This window comes from Arcanobacterium haemolyticum DSM 20595, assembly GCF_000092365.1.
GTDB lineage: Bacteria > Actinomycetota > Actinomycetes > Actinomycetales > Actinomycetaceae > Arcanobacterium > Arcanobacterium haemolyticum.
Map to the genome: position 1 here is coordinate 932,350 of NC_014218.1, position 22,961 is coordinate 955,310.

The window sequence follows — 22,961 nt, forward strand, 5'->3', positions numbered from 1 at the left end:
GTACACGCGTGCAAACATCACGTGATGAACTGAGCAAGCAAAGTAAGCCCATAGGGCGCCTGATAACACTTACCGTGATGATTGTGGCGCTCTTTGCCGCACTTGGATTCGGCACTTTTACCGGCGCTAAGAATCGTTTCTTGCCAGAACTAGCACTAGATCTTGAGGGTGGTACCCAAATCATCCTCACCCCAGCAACAACTGATGGCTCGGAGGTGACAGACGAAGATGTGAAGCAAGCAATTGAAATCATCCGTCAGCGTGTCGATGCCTCCGGTGTTGCCGAAGCAGAGATCACCGCTCAAGGCGGATCTAACATTATTGTTGCTCTTCCAGGACAACCCGATAAAGCAACGCTCGATCTTGTGCGCACATCAGCAGTGCTTCGCATGCGTCCAGTCTTGTCTTACGCAAATCCAAAGGCAATCTCCAAGGAAGATCTTGTCAAGCAGCTAGGGGATAAGGCTCAAGGCCTCGATCCTAAGACGATGACTGACGAACAGTACAAAGATGCTGTCATGAAGCTTGCCGATAAGAACGGCGATGGTCAGCTCTCTGACGCTCCGGAACAAACTCCGGCGAATGCGTCGGATCCTGCGTGGATCACTGAACAGGTTGTGTACAACTCGTTGATCCTCGAATGCGGTTCGAAAGATCAGGCAATCGCATCGAACGCTGATGATCCGGCAAAGGCACTTGTGTCATGTGAACCGGGCCGTGGCACCAAGTATATTCTTGGTCCAGCAGAACTTGAAGGCTCGCAGATTTCTTCTGCATCCTCTGGCCCATCCGTGAACCAGCAAGGTCAACCAGACGGTGGCTTCGCTGTTCACATGAACTTCAATTCCGAAGGCTCTAAGAAGTTTGCCGAAGTTACCGGCCGCATCTCCAAGCTAAAGTCTCCACAGAACCAGTTCGCTATTGTTCTTGACGGCAAGACCGTTTCGGCTCCAAAGACTGACAACCCAATCACCGGTGGCCAGGCGCAGATTACGGGCTCGTTCAAGGCGAAGGAAGCAGCCAACCTTGCTAACCAGCTCAACTTCGGTTCGCTACCTTTGTTCTTTGAAGTGCAATCGGAAGAACAGATTTCGGCAACATTGGGTGCTGAACAGCTTGAATCTGGTTTGATCGCCGGCCTCTTCGGTATCTTATTCATCGTTCTCTACATGATCTGGCAGTACCATGCGCTTGGCCTAGTGGCTATTGCATCGATTGCTGTTTCCACAGGTCTTTCGTTCTTCGTGATTTCCTTGTTGTCATGGACCATGGATTATCGTCTGTCAATGGCAGGAGTCTTGGGTATTATCATTTCAGTTGGTGTGACAGCCGATTCATTTATCGTGTACTTTGAACGAATCCGCGATGAGATTCGCGATGGTCGCACCATCCGTGGCGGTATTGAACACGGTTGGGAACGCGCTCGCCGCACAATCATCATCTCTGACGTCGTCAACTTGGTAGCAGCCTCCGTGCTCTTCATCTTGACTGTCGGATCTGTTCGCGGGTTTGCGTTCACACTAGGCGTAACCACAGTTCTCGATTTGATCGTCGTTATGATGTTCACCTATCCGATCATGCATTACTTAGGCAAGACTGCATACTTTGGTGAAGGTAAGCGTGGTTCTGGTTTGGATGCTGACAAGCTCGAACGCACTCCGATATACCGCGGCCGTGCATATTCCGCACCAAAGCCTACAAAGAAGACTCGCACGGTTCGCGCAACCGGTGCTAGCGGAAACGTTGATTTGCATGATTACGAATATCCAGATGAGCGCTTCCTTGACAAACAGGAAACTTTGGCACAACGCCGAGCACGGGAACGCCGCGAACGTAAAGCCGCTGCACAGGAAGGGGAGAACTGATGTTATCGATGTACAAAATCGGAAATGATCTCTACACAGGTCGATCCTCAGTCAATATCATCGGGCGTCGTAAGCTTTGGTTCTCCCTCGCAATGGCTCTGATGGTGCTGTCCCTACTTGCATTCGTGGTTAAGTCGCCAAACACTGGTATCGAATTCCGTGGTGGCTCCCAATTCACTGTATCTGGTACCTCCATCACGGAGCACAAGCCAGCATATGACGTCATTAAGACCGTCGGTAAAGATGACTCCCCACGCGTAGCTTCGCTTGGCTCGTCGTCAATCCGTGTCCAAACGGTCAAACTTGATGACAAGCAAACACAGGAAGTGCGCGATGCCCTTGCAAGCGCATATAAAGTGGATCCAAGCAAAGTGACCTCAACGTTCGTTGGCCCATCGTGGGGTGCGGATATTCTGTCGAAAGCAGTTCGCGCAATGATCATCTTCATGGTGCTCATCTCGCTCGTGCTTACTATTTACTTCCGTTCCTGGGCAATCGCGGTCGGCGCCAACGGCGCACTTATCCACGATTTCATCGTGACTCTAGGCGTGTACTGGTGGGCCGGATTCGAAATCACCCCAGCAACTGTTATTGGTTTGCTTACCATTATGGGCTACTCGCTCTATGACACGGTTGTGGTGTTCGATAAGGTTCGTGAAAACACTGAACACATCACCAACCAGCACACCTATACCTATGAAGAAACTGCCAACCAGGCAATGAACCAGACGTTGATTCGTTCGTTGAATACGTCAATCACCGGTCTGTTGCCAGTTGCAGCAATTCTCTTCATTGGCGTGTACGTGTTAGGTGCAGACACACTCCGCGATCTTGCACTCGTCATGTTCGTGGGTATGCTATTATCTACACTTTCGTCTCTGATCATTGCAGCTCCGTTGGCAGTTGTTCTTGCGATGCGTAACCCGAAGATTCGGGAACATACGCAAGATATTCTTGCTCGGCGCGCGGCTGCACAAGCAGAAACCAGCCACGAAACCGGTGAAAGCGATAAACTTGATCCAGTAGAAACTATCGCTGGCGCTCATGTCGGGCACCACGCACAGCCGAAACGCAAAAAGAAGAGGAAGAAACGTTGAGCAGCGATAATAATTTCCCACAGGACGTGGTTGATCTCGTCCGTTCACATGTCCGTGAAGTCCAGGACTTTCCAGCACGTGGCGTGTTGTTCCGGGACATCACTCCATTGATCGCAGATCCAGAAGGTTTCGCAGCCCTCATTAAGATGCTTGCGGATAAGTACCGCGGCAAGGTTGATGCAGTTGCTGGCCTCGAATCGCGTGGCTTCATCCTGGCAGCACCGCTTGCTGTTGCACTCGGTGTTGGTATGTTGACAGTTCGCAAAGCTGGCCGTTTGCCTGGTCCAGTTGTTGGCATCGATTACGATCTCGAATATGGTTCGGCTCGTATGGAACTTCAGCCATTCACGGTAGAAGATGGCCAACGTGTGCTCGTGCTTGATGACGTCCTGGCAACGGGCGGTACGGCAGGTGCAGCGTGCGATCTGATTCGCCAGGCAGGTGGCGATCCAGTTGGCCTGTGTGTTTTGATCGAACTCACTGAGTTCAGCGGTCGCGATTACCTCGGCGAAGGCGTTGAAGTAGATTCGGTTCTTCAATACTGAAATTACGGCGTTCTAAACCCAGTGGGGAGGCAAGGCAGGTTCTGCCTTGCCTCCCTTTTCTGTATCACTCGATAGTAAGGGTTTGGACAAAGTACGCTAAAATGGTGTATTACCTAATGTTTAGGAGGTTTCACGATGTCTTCTCATTCGTACGTTCCGCGAGTGCGTTCGCGTCTTTCTTGGCTGGGTAAAAAAGTTACTGTGCCCACTATCCTAGAACCGATGATGAGCGTGGAATCTACTAAGTCTATGGATCTGGAACGGATCATCCACGCCTATGAAGTGGCTGAACGGCTCCATCGTGGAGTGAATCGTAAATCGGGAGAACCATACATTACGCACCCGGTCGCCGTCGCCACTATTCTGGCTGAACTGGGCCTCGATGAAGATACTTTAGTAGCCGGGTTACTTCATGACACGGTAGAAGATACTCCCTACACGGTTGAAGAACTCTCTGCCGAATTTGGCCCAACGGTGGCTCTTCTTGTTGATGGCGTAACGAAGCTGGATAAGGTCAACTACGGGGAAGCGGCAGCATCTGAAACCGTGCGCAAGATGATTATCGCGATGGCCAAAGATATTCGCGTGCTCTTGATCAAACTAGGCGATCGTCTGCATAATGCGCGTACCTGGCGGTTTGTTTCTCAGTCTTCTGCGCAACGCAAAGCCCGCGAAACCCTAGAAATTTTCGCGCCACTTGCTCACCGCCTGGGCATGAATTCAATTAAGTGGGAATTAGAAGATTTATCGTTCCGCATTCTCTACCCAGCAGTCTATTCTGAAATTGAACGAATGGTGCGCGAACGTGCACCAGAACGCGAACGTTTCATTGAAGAAGTAAAGGAAACGCTCAAACGCGAACTTGCGAAAGCTAATGTGAAGTGTACGATTTCTGGGCGCCCGAAGCACTACTATTCGATTTACCAGAAGATGATTCTGCGTGGCCGTGATTTTGAAGATATTTATGATCTGGTGGGCGTTCGTGTGCTTGTGGAAGAAGTACAAGACTGTTATACGGCGTTGGGTGTGGCTAATTCGGCTTACACGCCGATCCAGGGCCGTATCAAGGATTATATTGCGTCGCCCAAATTTAACCTGTACCAATCAATCCACACTACGGTGATGGGGCCTGGCGGCCGCACGGTTGAAGTGCAGATCCGTACGTATGATATGCACAGACGTGCCGAATACGGTGTGGCCGCACACTGGCGCTATAAGGAAAATCCAAATGCCAAAGGCACCAACCAGCCTACGAGCAAGGAAGATACTCAGCTTGAGTGGTTGCGTCAACTGGTTGATTGGCAACGTGACACAGCTGATCCGTCAGAGTTCCTTGATTCGTTGCGTTATGAGATGTCTAAGAATAAGGTCTACGTTTTTACACCTGCAGGGGAAGTGAAGGAACTGCCGGCAGGCTCCACGCCAGTCGATTTTGCGTTTGCAGTTCACACGGAAGTCGGTTGCCGAACGGTGGGGGCGAAAGTAAACGATCGCCTTGTTACGTTAGATCATGAACTCCAATCAGGCGATACGGTTGAAATTATCACGTCGAAGTCTGAAGATGCGGCGCCGTCACAAGGCTGGGCAGATTTCGTGGTCACTGCCCGTGCTCGTTCCAAGATCAAGCAGTGGTATTCGCGTTCTCGTAAGGATGAAACTGTAGAATCCGGTAAGGATAAGCTCGCCAAAGCCATCCGCCGCCATAATGAACCTATCCAGCGGTTGATGAGCCACGAGACGTTGAAAGCCGTTGCTCAGGATCTCAACCGTAACGATGTATCAGATCTCTACGCTGCGATTGGTGAAGGTTCTATTTCTGCAGAGTCTGTGGTTCGCCGTCTGATCATTTCCCAAGGCGGGCGCGCGGGTGCTGAAGAAACGATGGCCGAAGCTGTTACTCCAACCCGGATCCAGCACAGGTCAGATGGTCATGGCAATTCGGCAGTTATCGTTGCGTCGATTGAAGATACGGACGTGCTGGTAAAGTTGGCGAAATGCTGTACGCCTGTCCCGCCGGATGAAATCGTTGGATTTGTGACTCGCGGTAAGGGGATTTCCGTTCACCGTGCTGATTGCCCAAACGTGGATTCGTTGCGGAGGGAACCTGATCGATTCATCGATATTGCCTGGGATCATGGGGCAGATGCCGTGTACTTGGTGCAGGTGCAGATTGAAGCGCTCGATCGGCGCGGCCTCCTGGCCGATATTTCTCGCGCTTTGGCAGAACATGACGTCAACATGATTTCGGGAACCATCAATACGTCCTCTGAACGCGTAGCAAAATCGAGTTTTACGTTTGAAATGGCTGATCCACATCATTTGGAACGCGTCCTGCGCGAACTGCGAAAAATCGAAGGCGTCTACGATGCTTACCGTGTCACAGGAAATAAGAAGGATGAAGATCGGCTTCTGAGAGCTGCAGAAACTCCTGCGCCTCGCCGGAATGCGAATTAGCGATGACATCCAGATCAGCAGGCAACTGGCACAGGAGATCTCGCACGTTCTTGATACCAGGATGGTAGCGTAGGCGGTTTCCGCGTTGGACGATCACGTCATAGTTTGCCCCGATTCGTAAAAGCGCCATGAGTGCTTCGAATCCGGAAGGTAGATCGGATCGCAGGAGATCGATCGCAGTTCGTTCTGGTGTAGTGATCGTGATTCCGTAGAGTGACGTAAGATCACAGGGATCGTATGGATTGCGGGGGAATCCCTGCGAACGGGACTGTTGCGCGTTGCAGAGGTGTAGTGATCGGGATAGTTCCGGGATCACGTTTCCGGTATAGATCCAGTATGCGCTGGAGTGGGAAGCAACGATGGAGTGTCCGTGAACATACGAGATGACGCGTGCGCGTTGTTCTGGTGCTTGCACGTGGTCGCGCGCTACCCACCCGATTCCCGCGAGTTCGATGAGGAGCCCTTCGCGTGCAAGCACGCCGTATTCATGGCGTTGACTTAAGTTATGTGCCGTCAAAATATAGGAGTACATGACTCCACCTTAACCATAAGTTCGACGACGCTGATGGCGGGAATCCACAGCTGTGGATTCCCGCCATCAGAGAGGTGCTGTTCTAGGGTAAGCTAGAATTTTCACTCGGCGCGGACTGCTGCCAGCCATGCCTTGCGAGCTTCGAGTGCCGTGTTGAGTTCCTTGAGCTTCTTATCGTCGCCGGCTGCCTGAGCCTTGGCGATCTGGCCTTCAAGTTCTTCGATCAGGGCTTCGAGCTGTGCTGCCATGCCGTGTGACCGTTCCTGCTTATCAGGATCGGACTTACGCCACTGCTCAGATTCGGCGTCACGGATCGCATGTTCGATATCACGCAAGCGACCTTCGGTGCGGGCAACGTCTGCACGTGGCACACGGCCGATAGCATCCCAACGTTCGCCGATGGAACGGATCTGTTCCTTGGCGTATTCAACATCAGAAACTGGAACGAGTTTTTCGGCTTCGGCAAGAAGAGCTAACTTCGCCTGCAAGTTTGCACCGAATTCTTCGTCAAGAGCGGTGTTGTACGATGTGCGAGCATCGAAGAAGGTCTGTTGTGCCGTACGGAAACGCTCCCAGAGGCGATCATCTTCCTTCTTGATGGAACGGCCAGCGGCCTTCCATTCTTCCATGAGGTCACGGAAGCGAGCAGCAGTTGGACCCCATTCAGTGGATGTAGAGAGCGATTCTGCTTCAGCAATCAGTTCTTCCTTACGAGCCACAGTAACCTTGAGCGCTGCATCACGCTCTGAGAAGTACTGGCGGCGGTGACGATCGAACTGGGTGCGTGCAGAAGAGAAACGCTTCCACAAAGCTTCTTCGGTTGCACGATCGATGCGGGCGCCGTTGCGTTGAGAGTTCTTCCACGCGTCAAGAAGATCTGCGAGTTCTTGGCGGGAGTTCTTCCAGTGGGTGTGTGCAGGATCTTGGTTGGCAAGGGTTTCTGCCTTTTCAACAATCGCAGTACGTTCTGCGAGTGCCTGTTCCTTAGCGGCGGCGCGTTCGGCTTCAACAACCTTCTTCCGTTCTTCAGCAAGTTCATCAAGCTTGGCAGCGCGTTCCTTCAAGGATGCGACATCGCCAACCACAGCTGGTTCAACCAGCTGTTCATGGAGAGCCTTGAGGGATTGGCGAGCTTCCTCAGGTGAGATGTGCGAAATGCGCGTCTCAAGGAGGGCTACTTGTGCTTGCAGATCGAGGAAGCGGCGAATATAGAGATCCAACGCATCTTGTTCAGAACCGCCAGCTGCGTACTGGCCGACGTTTCGTTCGGTACCGTCGGCTTCCTTCAGCCAGACGTTACCTTCATTATCGACGCGTCCAAAAGTGGCAGCGTGTGCTGCCTGCGCGTTATCAACCGCCGGAGCTGGGACGTCCATTGGCTTTGGGTGTGCCACTACGCGCGGAGTGGGGGTGGGATTCTTATCAGTCATGAGACCCTCCTTCAGACGGGGTAGACCGTTCTCGTTGTCATACGTACTTCCCAGTTTACGCCTAATCTGCGTGTTTTTCTTTCTCTTCCGGTACGGTTAAGGCATGTTATTTTTGCGATACGATCAAACGTTCCTTCAAGAGAACACGTATATTCTTGCAGACGACGACGAACGGGTAGCCCTCGTCGTCGATCCTGGCGCTGGAAGCGCAACGTGGGTTAAAAACACGTTAGCCGAGCTCAACCTCACGTTAGGTGCCGTTTTGTTGACACACGGACACCCGGATCACGTGTGGGATAGCCAAAAAGTTGCTGCCGGAGCGCCCGTCTATATTTCGCAACCTGACGCATACCGCATGGAAGATCCAAACTCGCACCTTCCAGCTGATCCAGGCCGTGAACTCGCCTTGGAACGCTTGGGCGGGCAATCGTGGGTTAAGCCTGAAAACCTCCAACTTCTCCCAGCAGAAATCTTCTCTCAGGCAGTAAGCCTGGTACCAGGAATCCCACTGCGTGCTGTTCCAGCCCCAGGCCACACCGAAGGCTCCACCATATTTATCTGCCAAGGAGAAATCACGCACGCACCGTACTCAGTCATGATGCCAACCGGGCGCCTAGAATCGTTCATGCTCGGGGGAGACGTCATTTTCAACGGCGGTATAGGCCGTACTGACATGCCAGGTGGTGACGAATACCAGATGGCATCCACGTTGCGTTTCATCGTCCAGGTTATCAAACCAGAAACCTATATCTTCCCAGGGCACGGCCCACAAACGATGCTCTTCCATGAAACGCGCCATTCGCCGTTTCTCCATTCGGCAATGAGCTAAAGAACGTTTATCACAAACAAGAGGTAGGATTCCGTTTTCAGCGCGGATTCGTGAAAGAATAGAATTTATGGCTAAGATTGCACCTTTATCTGGATTCCCTGAGTGGCTTCCTGCAGGACGTATTGTTGAACAGGAAGTATTGGACACTCTTCGTAAGACCTTTGAACTGCATGCTTTTTCGTCCATCGAAACGCGTGCAGTTGAGCCAGTGGAACGCCTTTTGTCGAAAGGCGAAACGTCGAAGGAAATTTATCTTCTGCGTCGTCTCCAAGCTGGTGATGCCCCGGACAAGGATGAGCTTGGGCTTCACTTTGATTTGACTGTTCCTCTGGCTCGTTACGTGCTGGAAAACGCGGGGCATCTGGATTTCCCATTCCGCCGTTACCAGATTCAAAAAGTGTGGCGTGGCGAGCGCCCACAAGACGGCCGTTTCCGTGAATTCATTCAGGCGGATGTGGACGTGGTTGGCCAAGATACGTTGGCGTTCCATCACGAAGTCGAATTGCCGCTGGTTATGGTAGACGCGTTGTCCAAGCTTCCGATTCCGCGTGTTCGTATCCATGCGTCGAACCGTAAGGTTGCGCAAGGTTTCTACGAAGCGATTGGGATTGACGACGTCGAACAGACCCTCCGCATCGTGGATAAACTGGACAAGGTTGGTCCGGAAATTGTTGCCGAACTCCTGGAACGTGATGTTAACGCCACTTCCGATCAGGCTCGCCTCACACTCGAATTGGCTCAGATTTGCACTGAAGATGCATCATTTGCTGACAAGATTGCATCATTCGGTTTGCACTCTGATCTACTCGATGAAGGTTTGAACGAACTCGTGGCATTGGTTGAGGGCGCGAATTCACTCATTCCGGGGTCGGTTGTTGCCGATCTTAAGATTGCCCGCGGGCTCGATTATTACACCGGTTCGGTCTATGAATCCGTGATGGAAGGCCACGAAGATCTCGGATCCGTCTGTTCAGGTGGCCGCTATGATTCGCTCGTGTCTGATGGCAAGCGCACCTTCCCGGGGGTCGGCCTCTCCATCGGCGTGTCACGAATCCTGGCCCGCGTGATCGGCCAGAATGTTGTTACCCCAAGCCGCAAGGTTCCAACGGCCGTGCTCGTGGCAGTGAACGACGAATCCGAACGAGCCCACGCAGAAAAAACTGCCTTCGAACTTCGTAAGCGCGGAATCGCAACGGAAGTATCGCCGTCGTCGGCAAAATTCGGAAAACAAATCCGATACGCTGATCGCCGCGGAATCCCATACGTGTGGTTCTCCACCGAAGAAGGCGAACAAGTCAAAGATATTCGTTCCGGGGAACAAAGCGATACAACCACACTCACGTGGCAACCACCGGCCGAAGATCTTCACCCAACACTAATTGCAGGGGAGTGACACATGGTGAGCGATGAGAAACGGAGCGACGTTTCTAAACGATTAGCAGATGTGCGCGACCTCCTCTCATCGCTCGCATTCCCTTTCCCCACACCCAGCGCAGAAACAGGCCACGATGCTCAAACGGACGTGATCCATCAACTCGATGATTATATCCTCCCGCGTTACCGGGACCTCGATGCGCCACTCCTAGCTGTTATCGGAGGCTCCACGGGGTCTGGAAAATCTACTCTTATCAATGCGATCGTGCGAGAACATGTGGCGCATACGTCTGCAGTACGCCCAACAACACGGCAACCGATGCTCATGTTCAACCCGGCAGACGAAGCCTGGTTTACAGACAACCGCATCCTGCCTGAGCTCATTCGCACCCAAAACGCTGCGGTAACTGACGAACCACACCATCACTTATCGTTGCATGCAAGCGAATCTGTACCCACTGGTATCGCCCTGATCGACTCTCCAGATATCGATTCGTTCGCACAAGAAAACCGTGAACTCGCAGCGCAACTTCTCTCCGCAGCCGATCTGTGGGTGTTCGTCACAACCGCGGCGCGTTACGCCGACGCGATTCCGTGGGCGATGCTCGACGACGCGGCCGAACGCAATGTTGTGATCGGCGTGGTACTCAACCGTGTGCCTCGCGGGCAAGGTGCGGAAATTAGGCCTGATCTGGTGCAACGTCTCAATAGTCGCGGGTTGGGGAGTGCGCCTCTGTTCATGATTTCCGAACAAGACTTCGATGACGTTGGGTTTATCCATGACGACGACGTGGCGTCACTTCGCGGCTGGCTTACCGCAATGACTCGCGATGCTGGCGCACGCTCTGCCGTGGTTCGGCAGACCTTGGCTGGGGCAGTTTCTCGATTGACTGTGACCTTGACAGATATTCATGAATCGTATGGTGAACAAGTAGAGATCATTGATTCTCTACGATGGGATATTGACGACGCCGTTGATCACGCCATGTCTGATATAGATCACGCGCTGAGGGACGGGGTGCTTCTTCGTGGCGAAGTGCTGGCCAGATGGCAAGACATCGTAGGGGCGGGAACGTGGACCCGCGCTCTAGATAACAGTGTTGGGAAAATCAGGGATCGCATCTCAGAATGGTTCACTGGGAAGAAATCGCCGGAATCTGATGCCGTTGAGGCTATCGAAGAAGGCGTTCATACGCTTCTGGTTGCGCAGGCGGAAACTGCTGTGCGGCAGGTTCATACTGCGTGGCAACGCAGTGGACTGATTGAATCTCCTGCTCCTCTGCGAAGCGATACAGAACGTAAGGAAGAAGCTGCACGGATCGTGCGTGAATGGCAAGAAGAACTGTTCGCTCTGGTTTCTGCAGAAATCGGTGGAAAGAAAGCCACTGCGCGCGTTCTTGCACTTGGTGTGAACGCTATTGGATTAGCACTGATGATTACCGTTTTTTCTGCGACCGCTGGGTTGGCTGGCGGCGAAGTGGCGATCGCGGGTGGTACCGCAGTTGTTGCTCAGCGAGTTTTGGAAGCAGTTTTTGGCGACGACGCCGTGCGGCGAATGACTAAGAAAGCTACTGAATCACTACGTGAACGTGCGGCAGATTTTATCGGAGAAGATGTGGATGTATTTCGAACGACACTCGATGATCTCGGTATTACTGTAGAAAAGCATCGTGAACTTGCAGAAGCTACAACGACATTGCGCCACGCATACCGGAAGGAGAGCGCTTCATGAGTCTAACGTTGAATTCCGGGGTAGAGATGCTACGTGACGTTGTTACGATCGCTGAACCTTACTTGAGTCACGATGTTGTAGAACACGCGGCTACTATTAGCCGTTATGCTGGCGAACGCCGCGAACACAATCCTGACGTATGCGTCGTTGCTATTGCCGGTTCTACTGGTAGTGGAAAATCGTCGATTGTTAACGCACTCATAGGGGAGAACCTTGCACGTGTTGCGGCAACGCGGCCTACCACGGCACAGCCGTGTGCAGTTTCTACAGTGCAGGCACACGATCTTTTGTCTTGGCTTGACATAACACAGCGGTTTGAGCGCCCTGGGCTGAAAGACGCCTTCGGTGCTACATCTGATTTCGTTATCGTGGATTTGCCGGATATTGATTCTACATCAGCCGCAAATCGAGCTATTGCGGCATCGATTATCGGCGCAGCCGACGTCGTCTTATGGATTGTGGATCCTCAAAAGTATGCTGATGCCGTTGTTCATGACGATTATCTCGCGCAACGGAGCGAACACTCGACCGTGATGCTCACGGTACTTAACCAAGCGGACCGTCTCTCGGCCACCGAAACTCACCAAGTGGTTGATTCGTTAACGGCGATTATGCGCGATCGCGGAGTTACGTCGAATATTCATGTAGCGTCTGCCTTAACAGGGGATGGGATTGCTGATCTTCGCTCTAAGATTGCGGATTTGGCGGATAACCAGCATGCCGCAACCGCAAAACTTGCCGCAGATATTCGCACTATTGGCCGGGAAATAGGTGGCGATCTTCAGGCAGATGGCGGCAAGCTCACGCCTGCAGATACACCGGATTCTACTAGGTTGATCAACGCGGCAATCCAGGCTGCAGGTGCCCATACCGTTGCTCGGCTGGCTGGCGAATCCTACGCTTATCGAGCAAAGAAAGCCACACGCTGGCCATTGACACGATGGATCACGAACATGAAGGTAGATCCTCTGCAACGATTCCGGCTTGGGACTACCAAGGAACATGAGAGTTTCACACCAGTGACGGGGATTGAACGATCCGATGTTGCGCTACGCCAGGCAGAAAATGAATGCGCTCGATTCATTAGTGCTGCCACTTGCCACATGCCACGGCGGTGGGCAAATGACGTGGCGGAAGAATCTGACGTTCTCACTACAGTGGTTCGCCGCGCCGATTATGTCAGCTCGCAGGCGCAACTTGAAGCTGAACGCCGGCCGTTATGGTGGAGAATCATCAATCTACTCCAATGGGTGTTGATCGCGGTTGTTATTACTGGTGGTGTATGGCTTGGGCTTCGTGCATTGGCGTTGAACCTGGGGCTCTGGCTGGAACGTCCGCCAATGATCGGAATCGTTCCTCTACCGCTTGTGCTTGTTGCGGCGGGGGTAGCGCTTGGATGGATCCTCTCGCTAGCTTCCCGATTCTTTGCGGCACGTGGGCAACGAGCAACTCAAACACGTGTTATCCGCCGCTTACGCAAAGAATTTGCCGCAGATATTACACAACATGTGATTGCACCCATCCTCGCACGTGTAGATGAATATGATCGCACGATTGCGAAATGCCAACAATTAACAACTGTCAACTAATGCTAAACGAGGGGCTCCCCGGCAGATCACCTGCCGGGGAGCCCTTCTATCAGCCGCAGTTGCGTATTACAGCCACGGCTAAGCCTCAGTATGAATCGCGGAATGAACGGCGATTGTCCTTACGGTAGCTCTTCTTGAACGAACCACGGCGGTTGGAATGCGTTTGGCGGCGTTGTGCGCGCTCTTCACCGAACTTACGATCGGCACGGTACTTGCGCAAACCGGAATCGTCTGCATGGGCTTCCGATGGACGGCGGCCACCACGAGGTCCATTATCCTTAGTGATATCTAACGTGCGGCCAGATACGCGTGCCTTAGCGATTCGACGAAGCGTTGCCTGATCGAGTTCATCATTAACGTGAATGAGTGAGAACGATGGGAAGATATCAATCTTGCCCAGCTGGGAACCACGAAGTCCACCTTCGTTCGTCATTGCGCCAACGATTGCGCCTGGAGCCACGCCGTCACGGCGGCCAACTTCAACACGGTATGTGGTGCCAGGTTCGTCGAACCCGCCACGGCGCTGCCCACCGCGGTCTTCACGGCGGCCACGCTTTTCACGGCGGTCATCGTCCGCAGTAAAGCCAACAGTAAGCTTTTCAGGTTCGTCAGTTGCCTGCGGGCCCGGATCGCGAACGCCCAGCGCCAAGAGAGCAGAAACAAGATCTGCCAGGCTCAACAATTCCATGCCATCGTTTTGGGCATCTTCTTGTGCTGCGATGAATTCTGCGATCAGATCATCGTACACATGGAGGCGGCCAACTGCGTGGCGTTCTACTGCTTCAGCAAGAAGTTTGCGGGCACGCAGGCCAGAAACTTCGGCTGGAGTTGGGAGTTCCACCTGGGTCATCTGCGTGCGAGTAACTTTTTCGATGCGGCGCAAGCGCTGCTTTTCCTTCGGGGTGACGAACGAAAGTGCGGTACCTTCACGGCCTGCACGGCCCGTACGGCCGATGCGGTGGACGTAGGTTTCGACTTCGCGTGGAATATCGAAGTTGACAACAAGGCCGATACGTTCGACGTCGAGTCCACGCGCCGCAACGTCTGTTGCCACGAGCACGTCAATCGAACCTTGACGCAAACGATCAACCAGTTTCTCACGATCTTTTTGTGCCACGTCGCCAGAAAGCGCAGCAGCTTGAACGCCGCGGGTAGACAGTTCGATTGCGAGATCTTCAGCCGTTGCACGGGTACGGACGAACACGAGCGCAGCGTCAGCTTCCGTGGTAGCCAAGACGCGAGCAAGCGCGCCGATCTTGTGACGGGTTGGCACAACCGCGTACGTCTGAGTGATCGTATCAACAGTGGAGCTTGGTGATGATACCTGCACTTCAGCAGGATTATTCAAGTGAGTTTCTGCAACCATGCGGATTTGCTTTGGCATAGTTGCGGAGAAGAGGGCAGAGATGCGTTCTTCTGGAAGGCCGGTTGCAATCTTTTCGACGTCCTCTGCGAAGCCCATACGAAGCATCTCATCGGCTTCGTCCAACACGAAGTAGCGAATTGTGGACAGATCGAGCGCGCCACGATCGATCATATCCATCACGCGGCCTGGAGTACCGACGACGACTTGCGCACCATCACGAAGCGCACCGAGTTGCGGACCGTATGCGGAACCGCCGTAGACAGCGACGACGTCGAGTCCACCGGTACGCGCAGCAAACGTATTGATTGCTTCTGCGCCCTGGAGCGCTAGTTCGCGGGTTGGTGCGAGCACGAGAGCTTGCACGTGGCGATTGTTAGGATCGACGTGTGCCAGCATTGGAAGCGCGAAAGCGGCAGTTTTACCGGTGCCGGTTTGTGCGACGCCGAGCACGTCACGCCCCTCAAGCAACAGCGGAATAGCCTGTTCTTGAATAGCAGTTGGTGATGTGAACCCAAGATCAGTAACAGCCGAAAGAATAGTTTCTGGCAAATTAAGATCAGCAAAAGTAGTGGCATTAGCCATGTAGAAATTCCAAACGTAGATCGGTTAAGCCCGCGGAAAATCCCCATGCAAACACTAGCGGGCCTGGCGCAAGACTTGCGCATACCTAACTGTAATGGGTAGCGGGGTAAAAAGAGGGGAAGCTAGCGGTGATATGGCTTACCGTGTGCCATCACACGTTGGCAGGATCGATCCGGTTGGTGAGTGCTACTGCTCCACACAGGATTGCAATCATGATGAGAACAGGAACTCCGTAGGCAAGGTAGCCGAGTCCGGCTGAGACCGCGAAGGCGATGCCCGCAATACCGATAAGGAAGGCGGCACCAAGCGTATCTGCGATCTGGAGTGCGGCGGATACTTCACCATGGCGTTGGAGCGGAGTGAGACTGAGTGCATGAACTGTAAGAGCAGGGTAGAGGTAGCCCAGTCCGAATCCAGCAACGAACCAACCAACAAGAATAAAGAGGCCGGATATTGATGGGAAAACAGCCGGGAAAACCACTGTTGTGCCAATTAGCTGAAGTGCTACGCCGATGTGTGGAATACGGGAGCGTTTCTTTTCATCGGTGATGCGCCCTTGAAGCTGTGAGGCAAGAGCCCAAGAGATAGCAGACATCGTCAGTACGAATCCTGCGCGGGTAGCAGACCAGCCGTGGAGTTCTTTCAAAATCAGTGGCAAGTAGATTTCAACCGCCATCAAACATCCGTTAGCCGTGCCACGTAATAAAACTGTAGATGGCACGCCGCGTACCGCTTTGAATGTTCCTTCTGGCAACAGAAGCGGGGCAAATGCGGCAACTAATATCATGCCGATTCCAAGTAGGGCAATAGTCTTTAAATCTGGGTGCCCTTTGTTCGACGAAGCCACGAGCAATGCAGAGATGCCGATAGCGGCGCCTGCAGACATATAAAAGATGTTCAGTGCCCGAAGTGGTTGGAGGTTTTGATGTTTTGGAAGGGCTTTGAACTGGCTCCATGCCATCGGCATGATCAACATGAACACAACAGGGGTGAAGCCAAAAACCCACCGCCATGATAAATATTCCACCATCAGGCCGGCCAAGAATGGGCCAACGAGTGAGGGGATGACCCACGCGGTTGCGAACGCTGCGAAGTATCGTGGCTGGCGTTCCTTGGAAATGAAGTTGCCAACCAGCACATATAAAGGAACAACAAGGAGCCCAGAACCGAGGCCTTGCAGGGCACGCCCTACCACAATCACTTCGATATTTGGTGCCAGAGACGCGATCGTGAGTCCGATCATTGCTAGGGCTGCCCCAGTAAAGAACGAGGGTTTCGGGCCTTTCGCATCTACCCATGGGCCAGAAAGCGCGGTAGTCATCAGTTGTGCCGCGAACACGATCCCGGCAGCCAACGCATATAGATGCTTGCCACCGAGGATTTCGACGATATACGGCATAGCTGTTGTGGCTGCCATCGTCTGAAAAGCCGCGAGTGAAATAAATACAACGGCAAGGATCAAGATCCATCGCTCGAGGTTTCGTGACACTGAAACGTTTTCATTATTCTCTGCTGGACACGTCATAGATGCCATCCTTACATACCTTTCTATGATTTAGGGGGACCTTCACGTGAAGAAAACGTGATATTTACCGCCGCGGACAGTTTGAGACGTGACCTATACCCTGTTAGGGGCTTGACGTTTAGTCAGAATTCGAGCGTAACATGGGTATCGTGCGCGCCACCCGTCTCGTGGTGCGCTGTAGTCCGCTCGTCTCGCGGATGAACACTCAAAAAGAGAGAAATGAGGATTGCGTGTTACGCACTCGTATGGCAGGTTCCCTGCGCAAGGAAGATATCGGATCCACAGTCACATTGACTGGTTGGGTTGATCGCCGCCGTGATCACGGCGGTATTGCCTTCATTGATCTTCGTGATGCTTCGGGCATTGCCCAGATTACTATTCGTGCAGAAGTGGCTCACGAACTTCGTTCTGAGTACGTTCTTAAGGTCACGGGTACTGTTAATGAACGTCCAGAGGGCAACGCAAATGCAGCGATTCCAACTGGTGATATTGAAGTTGAAGCAGCTGAGGTTGAGGTTCTTAACCCATCGGCTCCGTTGCCGTTCCAGGTGTCCGATGCCGCTGAAGATGCCGGTAGCGTGAATGAAGAAACTCGTTTGAAGTACCGTTACCTCGATTTGCGCCGTAGTTACGAACAGAAGGCTATTCGTTTGCGCGCGAAGGTATCGCAGGCTGCTCGCCGTGTTCTTGATGGTCACGAATTTGTTGAGATCGAAACTCCAACGCTGATTCGTTCCACTCCTGAAGGCGCACGTGACTTCATTGTTCCGGCTCGTTTGGCTCCAGGTTCGTGGTATGCGCTTCCGCAGTCTCCTCAGTTGTTCAAGCAATTGCTGATGGTTGCTGGTATGGAGCGTTACTACCAGATCGCGCGTTGTTATCGTGATGAGGATTTCCGTGCGGATCGCCAGCCAGAGTTCACCCAGCTCGACGTCGAGATGAGCTTCGTTGAACAAGAAGACGTCATGGCCGTTGCAGAAGATGTTTTGAAGGAAATCTGGGGCTTAATTGGCTACGAACTGCCAACTCCAATTCCGCACATGACGTACAAGGATGCGATGGAGAACTACGGTTCCGATAAGCCCGATTTGCGTTTTGAGCAGAAGCTCATTGACTTGACCGACTACTTTGCTAACACTCCATTCCGTGTGTTCCAAAACGACTACGTCGGTGCTGTTGTTATGCCTGGTGGCGGTTCGCAGCCACGCCGTACGTTCGATAAGTGGCAGGAGTGGGCGAAGGCTCGCGGTGCCAAGGGGCTTGCATACGTCACGATTGCAGAAGACGGCACCATCGGTGGCCCAGTTGCGAAGAATATTTCCGACGACGAACGCGCAGGCTTGCTCGACGTTACCGGCGCAGTTGCTGGCGATTGTATCTTCTTTGCTGCCGGTGAACCTGGCCCATCGCGCGAACTCCTTGGCGCAGCTCGCTTGGAGATCGGTAAGCGTTGCGGTTTGATTAACGAAGACGATTGGGCGTTCGTGTGGGTTGTGGATGCTCCACTGTTCAAGAGCACCAAGGCTGCTGAAGCTGAAGGTGACGTGGCAGTGGCAGACGGCGCTTGGACCGCCGTTCACCACGCCTTCACTTCGCCAAAGCCAGAATGGTTGGATTCGTTCGATCAGGATCCAGGCAACGCACTTGCATACGCATACGACATCGTGTGTAACGGTAACGAAATCGGTGGCGGTTCCATCCGTATCCACCGCCGCGACGTTCAGGAGCGCGTGTTCAAGGTTATGGGGCTGGATGAAGAGCAGGCACGGGAGAAGTTTGGCTTCCTCCTTGATGCGTTCAAGTTCGGCGCTCCACCACACGGCGGAATCGCATTCGGCTGGGATCGTATCGTTGCGCTTCTTACCAAGGCTCCTTCTATCCGTGACGTTATTGCCTTCCCGAAGATCGGTAACGGTTGGGATCCAATGACCGATGCTCCAGCACCAATTACGCCGCAGCAGCGTAAAGAAGCTGGCGTTGATGCAAAGCCAAAGAAGAAGTCCGATGTGGAATCGACCGTTAACGTAGAAAAGACCGATTCTAAGTAGTAGCATTTTCAATTGCTGACGTGTGGTGCAGTATCTGAATTATGCACCACATGTCAGCGATATGTAATTCCGGTTGTAGGGGAAATTATGACGAAGAAACGGTTAGCCCTTGGCGGTTTAATTGGTCTAGCAGGCGTTATTGTTGTTGCTTTCGTAACCTACATTGGATATTTTGCTATTTCTGGCCGAGCCTTACCCCATACCCACGTTGGGCATATCAATGTGGGAGGGATGAGCGTATCTGAGATCGAATCAAAACTTTCCTCACATGCGGCTACCATGGCCGCATCGATCAGCGGTGACGGCATCAATAAATCTGACGCAACCCTTGCAGATATGGGGGCATCGCTCGATTCGAAAACAACGGCCCGCAAAGCTGTAGCAGAACCACGCAAGTCCGTATTCTCATACGTCACCAGCATCTTTGCTTCCACCAACGTGGCAGCAGACGTCACGTTTGACGATCTAGAAAAAACCAAAAAATTTGCAGAATCATTAACGGCTAATCAGCCATCTGCCACCTTGCCAGTTCCTCCGCGTGTCGAGGCCAAGGACGGCACCTTCGTCGTCGTCCCTGGAACAAGTGGGCGAGGCGTCTCTATCGAAGAAGTGAAACGCGCGGCGCAAGAACTCGCGGACGCACAAAAATCCATCCCGATCACAATCACATCGGAGAATCTTCCTGCGGAAGAACCAAGCGCCGAACTCAAAAAGCTTGCTGAAACCGCCAATACGCTGGTTGCCACTGAGGTGGCCGTCACCACAGGAGAAGACGTTGTTACAGCTGACGTTCCAACCAAAACCACGTGGATCATTTCAGATGGTAAAAAACTTGACGTAAAGCGTGACGCCCTTACCGAATGGGTCAAAAATGTAACCAAGGTTCTTGAATCAGACGAAACCGTTGGTGTGCGATACAAAAACACCGCAGGAGAAATCATCCGTGTCGGTACCCAAGCGGTGAGCAAAAAAGTTGTTTCGAATATTGACGACATGGTTTCGAAAATCGCAACGAATCTCCTAGCAGGCCAACCAAGCAACGTCACAGCGCACATCTCTGAAGAAGAAAAACACTGGGAAGACCACCTCGTTGCAGCCGGTGCAGAAAACCTTGCCTACCCTGCAGCGGAAGGCGAAAAATGGATTGACGTGAACCTCAGTAACTTCACGATTATCGGATACGAAGGAGCAAAAGCCGTCCGCGGTCCAATCCCGCTCATCCCAGGCGCAACTGAAACCCCAACTGTCACCGGAACCTTCAAAGTATGGCTGAAAAACGCCTCCCAAACAATGCGCGGAACCAACCTAGACGGAACCCGATACGAAGCCAAAGGCGTGCCATGGATCATGTATTTCCATGGTGACTACGCAATCCACGGTGCTCCTTGGTTTAAAAACTTTGGCTTCCATGCAGGAGCAAATGGATCGCACGGTTGTATCAATGTTTCAGTCAACGATGCCAAGAGCCTCTACGATTGGGCCCCGCTTGGAACCGTTGTTGTATCGCACTACTAATATAAATAGCGGAGCAGATTCAGATTTCTGGCAATTAAGTGATGCAGTGCCACGGCACAGTACTGATGTGATCTATCTGCGTCACGATGCCGATATTGCCGTAAACCTAGGATATGAGGCCGGGAAACTGTCCCTCGTTATCTTCGGGGATACCGAAAATAGACCCAGCCCTTAGTGCATGATTCTGAACCGATTATAAAGGCGCTTGAGTGGGGCAGGAGCCCACCAATTCCATCGTCCAAGCAAAGTCATCATTGCAGGAACAAGGAGCATGCGCACAACGGTTGCATCGATGATCACAATGAGCGCAAGGACAACGCCGATCTGCTTAACCGCGACGAGATCGCCAAACACGAACCCGATAAACACGGCCACGATGATCGCGGCTGCAGATGTAATGATGCGGCCTGAGCGCTGGAGGCCGTGAACAACCGCGTCGTCATTCGATTCGCCGGCATCCCAATATTCTTTGATACGGGCAAGCAAGAACACTTCGTAGTCCATTGCTAAACCGAAGCCGAATGCCACGGCAGTTGCGACAACGAATGTTTCAAGGCCGGGGGTTTGTGGCAATCCAAAGAGACCATGTTTGAAGATAACTGTGGCACCGCCAAGCCCTGCCAATAACGAGGCGGAATTGATCAGGAGTGCAGTGAGGGGAGCAATCACAGATCTGGTCATGAAGAACAACAACATCAGCACAGCGATGGCCACGACTGCCAAGGCGGCAGGAGCATCCTGCCGAATCGATTCGTTGAAATCGAGTTGGAGCGCCCCAGAACCACCAACGAAATGGGTGTATCCAGGTTGTAATGCGCGAATTTTCTGGACCGTTTGAGTGACGAGCGGTCCGGCTTGATCTGGCGTATCTACAACGAAATCAATCAAGGTTCGGTTGTTGCCAATGTCGATTGGTTCACGCACGTTCGCCACGTGAGGCAATTCGGCGATCTGGCGTTGGAGTTCTTTTGTGCTCCCTACAGGAGCGTTGGCAAGGACAGTTCCAGACGGAATAGAAAATGCTGGGAATGTGGATTGGATGTTCGTGTAGGCGCTACGCTCCGGGGAGTTCTGGGGGAGATATTCCATGAAATTCGATCGCATAGAAAGACCGGATAGTGGAAGGATCAGAAGGGCAATTATGGTGGCGGAGCTTAAGAGTACAGGCCATGGCTTGCGGTGGATCCACCGTGCGAGCCGTGAGAATATCCCGTGGTCAGATGACGAATCTCCGACTTTCTTAAAGAGAATACGGATAAGCCCGATGCGAGCCAATGGAGATGGTGCCTGGAGGCGGCGTGCATTGAGTGCGATCAGTGCCGGCACCAATGTGAGAGCTGTAAGGACTGCAAGGAGTGTAATACTCACGCCACCTGCAGCGATCATGCGGAGGATCGGCGCGTTCATAAAGAAGAGCCCGCAAATGGAAAAGGCTATTGTGAGCGCTGAGAAAGCTACGGTTCTGCCTGCCGTGGAGATCGTTCGTTGAATAGCCTGAGACGGATCCGATGTGTGTTGCGTTTCTTCCCTAAAACGGGACACGATAAGCAGCCCGTAATCGATGGAAAGAGCAAGCCCGATAAGGGACACGATGTTGATAATAAAATTATCTACTGTGGTTACGAAGGTAAGTACCCAGATAACTCCGAGTCCGGCTGCGATGGAGGTGAGTGCGCCGATGAGTGGCATTCCTGCCGCCAGAAAACCGCCAAAAATCACGATAAGGAGCACAAGTGCAAGCGGTAACCCTACAGCTTCTCCAATCACGAGGTCTTGTGCCGTTTGCTCCATGATGGCATTTTTCGCCAAGGTGGTAGAGAGCGCATGGGCTGAGGAATTTTTGAGCCCGGTGTTGAATTCAGTGACGTACCGATCGATTTGCGTAACAGTGTCTGGCCAGTGACCGGGTTCAAGGCTGATTGCTATCACGTAAGAATTCTTGGCCGTAAACATATCTGCGGGATCGGGTTGTGCACGCAGTTTTTCTTCCACAGATTGCGTGACTTGTTGCCTGATTGCGTGCGCAATCGCAGGATCGACAGCATTGCCGTATTGCGCGAGGGCTTGTTGTACTGCTTGATTGATGCGTTCAGTTTTTTCTGCTTCGAACTGGGCATGCACAGTTTCTGGATCCGCTACAGATGTGACGTGGCTGAGGTTACGTACATTCTTCCGAAAGTCTGCAAGCTGAGAGTGCGTGGTGGGCACAGTTCCATTATTGACGACGACGATGATCTTCTCACCGACTCCATGCGTTCCAGAAGCCTGGAGGACGATATCCGATTCGGACCCTGGAATCATTGATTCTGAAGAATCCAAACGCGCAAACAAATTCCCCTGGCCAAAGCCCCACAAGGCTCCCGAGGCGCCCAAGATCATTATGACCGCCCAGAGGAGGATGAAGGTTTTTGGCCGTCGCGCAACGCGATTACCTAACCGTTCAAACATATCTTTATTGTGTCATAGATAACTGCATGT

At 52.7% G+C, this 22,961-nt stretch carries 15 protein-coding genes; 10 read left to right on the forward strand and 5 right to left on the reverse strand.

What is annotated here, in order from left to right:
- The first annotated feature begins 8 nt into the window (after positions 1-8).
- The 4 genes from secD (at position 9) to ARCH_RS04215 (ending at position 5,961) form a co-directional block, all read left to right on the forward strand.
- A complete protein-coding gene (gene secD, locus ARCH_RS04200; RefSeq protein ID WP_013170047.1) occupies positions 9-1,865 on the forward strand; it encodes a protein translocase subunit SecD in 1,857 nt (618 codons plus the stop codon).
- Positions 1,865-2,962, forward strand: coding sequence for a protein translocase subunit SecF (gene secF, locus ARCH_RS04205; protein ID WP_013170048.1), 1,098 nt, complete (start codon positions 1,865-1,867; stop codon positions 2,960-2,962). Before secD ends, secF begins: the two co-directional genes overlap by 1 nt.
- A complete protein-coding gene (locus tag ARCH_RS04210; RefSeq protein WP_013170049.1) occupies positions 2,959-3,507 on the forward strand; it encodes an adenine phosphoribosyltransferase in 549 nt (182 codons plus the stop codon). Before secF ends, ARCH_RS04210 begins: the two co-directional genes overlap by 4 nt.
- Positions 3,508-3,642: 135 nt before the next feature.
- Entirely contained in the window at positions 3,643-5,961 is a 2,319-nt protein-coding gene (locus ARCH_RS04215; protein WP_013170050.1) for a RelA/SpoT family protein, read from the forward strand.
- Here ARCH_RS04215 and ARCH_RS09910 read toward each other — a convergent pair.
- Both ARCH_RS09910 and ARCH_RS04220 read right to left on the reverse strand, forming a co-directional pair.
- Positions 5,885-6,493: a hypothetical protein gene (locus tag ARCH_RS09910; RefSeq protein ID WP_013170051.1), complete on the reverse strand. Its 609-nt coding sequence runs from the start codon at positions 6,491-6,493 to the stop codon at positions 5,885-5,887. The two genes, ARCH_RS04215 and ARCH_RS09910, sit on opposite strands and share 77 nt — an antisense overlap.
- Before the next feature lie 101 nt (positions 6,494-6,594).
- Positions 6,595-7,923: a DUF349 domain-containing protein gene (locus ARCH_RS04220; protein ID WP_013170052.1), complete on the reverse strand. Its 1,329-nt coding sequence runs from the start codon at positions 7,921-7,923 to the stop codon at positions 6,595-6,597.
- Positions 7,924-8,026: 103 nt separating this feature from the next.
- Between ARCH_RS04220 and ARCH_RS04225 the strand changes: the two genes are divergently transcribed.
- The 4 genes from ARCH_RS04225 to ARCH_RS04240 all read left to right on the forward strand — a co-directional run bounded on the left by ARCH_RS04225 (position 8,027) and on the right by ARCH_RS04240 (position 13,447).
- The gene (locus tag ARCH_RS04225; RefSeq protein ID WP_013170053.1) at positions 8,027-8,752 is read left to right on the forward strand and encodes an MBL fold metallo-hydrolase; all 726 of its coding nucleotides are present in this window, start codon (positions 8,027-8,029) and stop codon (positions 8,750-8,752) included.
- A gap of 67 nt (positions 8,753-8,819) precedes the next feature.
- On the forward strand, positions 8,820-10,145 hold the full coding sequence (gene hisS / locus ARCH_RS04230) for a histidine--tRNA ligase (RefSeq protein WP_013170054.1): 1,326 nt from the start codon (positions 8,820-8,822) through the stop codon (positions 10,143-10,145).
- A 3-nt stretch (positions 10,146-10,148) separates the two neighbouring features.
- Positions 10,149-11,858, forward strand: coding sequence for a dynamin family protein (locus tag ARCH_RS04235; RefSeq protein WP_013170055.1), 1,710 nt, complete (start codon positions 10,149-10,151; stop codon positions 11,856-11,858).
- Positions 11,855-13,447 (forward strand): dynamin family protein, encoded by a 1,593-nt coding sequence (locus ARCH_RS04240; RefSeq protein ID WP_013170056.1) that lies wholly within the window; start codon positions 11,855-11,857, stop codon positions 13,445-13,447. Before ARCH_RS04235 ends, ARCH_RS04240 begins: the two co-directional genes overlap by 4 nt.
- 85 nt (positions 13,448-13,532) lie before the next feature.
- Here ARCH_RS04240 and ARCH_RS04245 read toward each other — a convergent pair whose 3' ends face one another.
- On the reverse strand, positions 13,533-15,395 hold the full coding sequence (locus tag ARCH_RS04245; RefSeq protein ID WP_013170057.1) for a DEAD/DEAH box helicase: 1,863 nt from the start codon (positions 15,393-15,395) through the stop codon (positions 13,533-13,535).
- A 151-nt stretch (positions 15,396-15,546) separates the two neighbouring features.
- Positions 15,547-16,920, reverse strand: coding sequence for an MFS transporter (locus ARCH_RS04250; RefSeq protein ID WP_013170058.1), 1,374 nt, complete (start codon positions 16,918-16,920; stop codon positions 15,547-15,549).
- A 230-nt stretch (positions 16,921-17,150) separates the two neighbouring features.
- Between ARCH_RS04250 and aspS the strand changes: the two genes are divergently transcribed.
- Together aspS and ARCH_RS04260 are read left to right on the forward strand one after the other, a co-directional pair.
- Entirely contained in the window at positions 17,151-18,968 is a 1,818-nt protein-coding gene (aspS, locus tag ARCH_RS04255) for an aspartate--tRNA ligase (RefSeq protein ID WP_041640362.1), read from the forward strand.
- Between the two features lie 87 nt (positions 18,969-19,055).
- Positions 19,056-20,483, forward strand: a complete 1,428-nt coding sequence (locus tag ARCH_RS04260; RefSeq protein WP_013170060.1) for a L,D-transpeptidase family protein — start codon at positions 19,056-19,058, stop codon at positions 20,481-20,483.
- A gap of 171 nt (positions 20,484-20,654) precedes the next feature.
- Here the strand turns inward: ARCH_RS04260 and ARCH_RS04265 are convergent, their stop codons facing one another.
- On the reverse strand, positions 20,655-22,931 hold the full coding sequence (locus ARCH_RS04265) for an MMPL family transporter (protein WP_013170061.1): 2,277 nt from the start codon (positions 22,929-22,931) through the stop codon (positions 20,655-20,657).
- Between the last annotated feature and the right edge of the window lie 30 nt (positions 22,932-22,961).